This is a genomic window from Caballeronia sp., assembly GCF_049581465.1.
GTDB lineage: Bacteria > Pseudomonadota > Gammaproteobacteria > Burkholderiales > Burkholderiaceae > Caballeronia.
Genome location: NZ_JBAUSA010000267.1, coordinates 1 through 3,919, shown reverse-complemented (window position 1 = coordinate 3,919; position 3,919 = coordinate 1). Strand labels below are relative to the sequence as shown.

General features: G+C 57.1%; 4 protein-coding genes. All 4 read right to left on the bottom strand.

Going from position 1 to position 3,919, the window contains the following annotated elements:
* Positions 1-137: 137 nt before the first annotated feature.
* Positions 138-1,805 carry a fatty acid--CoA ligase gene (locus WCA53_RS06620; RefSeq protein ID WP_423907144.1) on the bottom strand — a complete coding sequence of 556 codons (1,668 nt, stop codon included), beginning with the start codon at positions 1,803-1,805 and terminating at the stop codon, positions 138-140.
* A 106-nt stretch (positions 1,806-1,911) separates the two neighbouring features.
* Positions 1,912-2,070, bottom strand: a complete 159-nt coding sequence (locus tag WCA53_RS06615) for a Rieske (2Fe-2S) protein (RefSeq protein WP_423907146.1) — start codon at positions 2,068-2,070, stop codon at positions 1,912-1,914.
* 15 nt (positions 2,071-2,085) lie between these two features.
* Positions 2,086-2,934 (bottom strand): 3-hydroxybutyryl-CoA dehydrogenase, encoded by an 849-nt coding sequence (locus WCA53_RS06610; RefSeq protein WP_423907142.1) that lies wholly within the window; start codon positions 2,932-2,934, stop codon positions 2,086-2,088.
* A gap of 360 nt (positions 2,935-3,294) precedes the next feature.
* Positions 3,295-3,919, bottom strand: a 625-nt coding sequence (locus WCA53_RS06605; RefSeq protein ID WP_423907140.1) for a 3-keto-5-aminohexanoate cleavage protein, incomplete at its 5' end; no start/stop codon positions are given.

The window sequence follows — 3,919 nt, the reverse complement described above, 5'->3', positions numbered from 1 at the left end:
CTACAAATGAGATCGGACGACGTACCGCGATTGTCCGATCCATGCCCCCTGGATCTTCAACGCACGCGACACGTCCGTCGCCAAAATAACTCCCGTCGTCTCCCCGCTTCAACGGGCGGCACGGCGGCAGCATGCTGCTACGGGGCCATTTTGCGCAGCAACTTCTTGTCGATCTTGCCGACGCTCGTCTTCGGAATTTCCTCGACAAAGACGATGCGGCTTTCCTCGGGCACTGCGTAGCGACTGATACGGTTTGTCTCCACATGCGCCATCAGATGTTCGCGGACGACAGAAGCCTTCAATCCCCCTTCCGCGCGGCCCACGACAAGCGCCATCGGGCGTTCGCCCCATTTTTCGTCCGGCACGCCGATCACCGCGCACTCGACAACGCCCGGCACCAGCGAGATCAAACGCTCCACTTCGATCGACGAGACCCACTCGCCACCCGTCTTGATCACATCCTTGATACGGTCCACGATCTGAACGAAGCCGTCCGGATGCATCACCGCGATGTCCTGCGTATGAAGGTAGCCGCCGGCCCATAGATCCTCCGAAGCCTCCGGCTTGTTGTTGTAGCTCATTGTCAGGAACGGCGCTCGTAGAACGATTTCTCCCGGACTCTTGCCATCGCGCGGCACGTCGTTCATGTTGTCGTCGACGACGCGAAAGTCGACCATCGGAACAGGGCGTCCTGTGGAGCATCGCATCTGCACTTCCTTCTGATGACCCTCCGCAGTGTCGTTGCGGTTGTTCGATGCGAATCCTGGGGGCAACTGCGCAAGCGCGACGATCGGGCCGGTTTCCGACATGCCGTAACCTGTGAACACGTCGATACCACGCGCCATCGCCGCATCACAAAGCGCAGGCGACAGCGCCGACCCACCGATGATGAGTTTCCATCCTGACAGCGTGCTCCCTCCGTCTGGAGCGGCGTTCAGAAGCATCTGCAGGATCGTCGGCACACAGTGAGAAAACGTGACGTTCTCCGTCTCACGCAACCGCAGCAGGATCTCCGGCTCATAGCGGCCGGGCAGAACGATTTTGAGTCCAAGCATGATGGCGATATATGGCATACCCCATGCGAGTACATGAAACATCGGTGTGATCGGCATGTAGACATCTTCACGGTGCAGCCTCTGACCATCGCGTGGCGCACACAGACTCATCGCCGTCGCCATCGCATGCATGACAATGTTTCGGTGGCTATAGCTGACCCCTTTGGGATCGCCGGCCGTGCCCGTCGTATAAAAGACCGCGGCCTTCGTGTTCTCATCGAAATCGTCAAACGCGAACGCCGGCGACGCCTGCTCAATCAATGCCTCATACTCGCCGGCAACCGGCAGGCCGGTCTTAGGCATGTGTTGGCCGTCGGCCAGCACCACCACGCTGCGCACGAACCGCAGTTCATCCCAGATCTGCGTGAGTGTTTCGACGAAATCCGCATGAACCAGAACGACCTCGGCCTGGGAGTCGTTCAGCGTGTAGAGAATTTGTTGCGGTGACAACCGGACGTTCACCGTGAACAGCGTTGCCCCCATCATCGGAATGGCGAAATAGCTCTCGAGATAGCGATGGCTATCCCAATCCATCACCGCCACGGTCGATCCGTGCCGAACGTCGAGTGACGTCAGTGCCGACGCGAGCTGGCAGATACGACGATCGAAATCGCGGAAACAGTACCGCAAATGGCCTCGATACGTGATTTCCTGGTCGCCATTGAGGCTTCGCGCATTGAGCAGCAACTGCTTGATCAAAAGCGGATAGGAGTAAGCCGACGGCGTCGCGGCGACCAGATTCTCTTGCATGTGTATCTCCATCCCGCACGGGAAGAATTTGGTTAGTGCTATCGGATGACGCGAGCGTGCTTCAAGTCATCGACAAAATCGGGGCGACGCACACACGAACTTCCCGTCAAGCTCTTGAACGGGAAGTTTCTTCGGACACAGCCCCGATACCGCTCGTGGTAATGCGCGAATCGAAGCGCATCCCGTGCGCCGGACAGCGCAGGACGCGTCCTTCCAATTGACCGCTGGCCAACAAAGCGCCGTTGTGCGGGCAGTGACTTGAGATCGACCTACATTTCGTTCAATAGCTGTAAAAGCCCTGACCGGTCTTGCGGCCAAGGTAGCCGGCATCGACCATTTCCTTGAGCAGCGGCGCCGGGCGATACTTGGAATCGTTGAAATCGCGATAGAAGACTTCCATCACGGCAAGGCAGGTATCAAGGCCGATCAGGTCAGCCAGTGCCAGCGGGCCGATCGGGTGATTCGCGCCCAGAGTCATGCCGGCGTCGATTGCCTCTGCTGACGCCTGCCCTTCCTGAAGGACAAACACCGCCTCGTTAATCATCGGAACGAGGATGCGGTTCACGACGAAACCCGGCGAGTTCTTCACGCGGATTGGCGTCTTTCCGATTCTCTTCGCGAGTTCTTCAGTGCGGGCAACCGTATCCACGCCGGTCTGAATGCCGTGGATGACCTCCACCAGCGCCATCACCGGAACCGGATTGAAGAAGTGCAAGCCGATGAATTGCTGCGGGCGGGACATGGATCCCGCGAGTTTGGTGATCGAGATCGACGAGGTGTTGGTAGCAATGATGGCTCCCGGGCTGGCGATCGCGTCGACCTCCTTCAGGATGCGCCGCTTGACCTCGAGATTTTCCGTCGCGGCTTCCACGAGGAAGTCGGCGGCTGCCAGGCGCGCAAGGTCCGTCGTGCCGGTAATGCGGCCCAGCGCGCCATCCTTGTCAACGGCCGTTATCTTTTCCTTGCTTACGGCGCGCTCAAGTTGTGTCGTGACGCCGTTGATGCCACGTTGTACTGCTGCGTCGTCGATGTCACGCATAATGACGCTCAAGCCTGCCAGAGCACACACTTGCGCAATGCCACTGCCCATTTGTCCGGCACCAATAATGCCGATGGTTTGAATGCTCATGGTAATTCTCTTCTGAATAAGTTCTGTAGTGTGTGACCTCGGGCATTGCAGCCCGTGCTCTTACAGCCGCGCCCGATGCGGCAACTGCACCATGCTGGGTGAAACGATCGTGCGACGAACTTCGTCCCCGCATCGATCGTCGATCTGTTGAGGGCCGATCACTATGAAGATGAAAGCGCGGATTATTTTGCGACCACTTGAGAAGACGCCTGTTACCAAAACAACACACGATGAGAGCCAGATGTCAGGCGGCGGTCGATGCCAAAACCGCACTCCCGGTAGGACACTCTAGTTCATCGAGGATGATGAGCTAATGTTGGGAAGGCGCTCGAACGATTGAGTTTTTTTCGTCAAAAAATCTCAGAAGGAAACCTTATCCTTGCCCTTGAGCTTGAGTATCTCGCGCGCTTCATCCGGCGAGGCTACCTCAAGACCCAGCCCTTCCAGAATCGAGCGCACCTTGCGCACCTGATCAGCGTTGGACTTGGCTAACTGCCCCTTACCGATCCAAAGGCTATCCTCCAGACCGACCCGGACGTTGCCACCCATGCTTGCCGCCATGGCGGCAATCTTCATTTGACTGACTCCAGCACCTAAGACAGACCATCGGAAGTCGTCACCGAACAGTCGGTTGGCAGTACGCTGCATGTGCATCACATCTTCAGGGTGTGTGCCTATGCCACCTAGAATTCCGAAGACGGTCTGGATGAAGAAAGGAGGCTTAACCAGTCCTTGTTCAACGAAGTGCGCCAACGTGTAGATATGTGCAGTGTCATAGCACTCGAATTCGAAGCGAGTCTCATTGACAGAAAGCTCGGATAAAACAGCTTCCAGATCTGAGAACGTATTGCGGAAGATTTGTTCTTTGGTGCCTTCCAGGAATGGGCGCTCCCAGTCATGCTTGAACTCTTTGAAACGCTTGAGCATCGGAAACAGGCCGAAGTTCATGGTTCCAAGATTCATCGAGGCCACTTCAGGCTTGAAT

Bases quoted from the DNA above. Each gene is read 5' to 3' on its own strand.
- WCA53_RS06620 (WP_423907144.1), bottom strand. From the start codon at position 1,805: ATGCAAGAGAATCTGGTCGCCGCGACGCCGTCGGCTTACTCCTATCCG.
- WCA53_RS06610 (WP_423907142.1), bottom strand. From the start codon at position 2,934: ATGAGCATTCAAACCATCGGCATTATTGGTGCCGGACAAATGGGCAGT.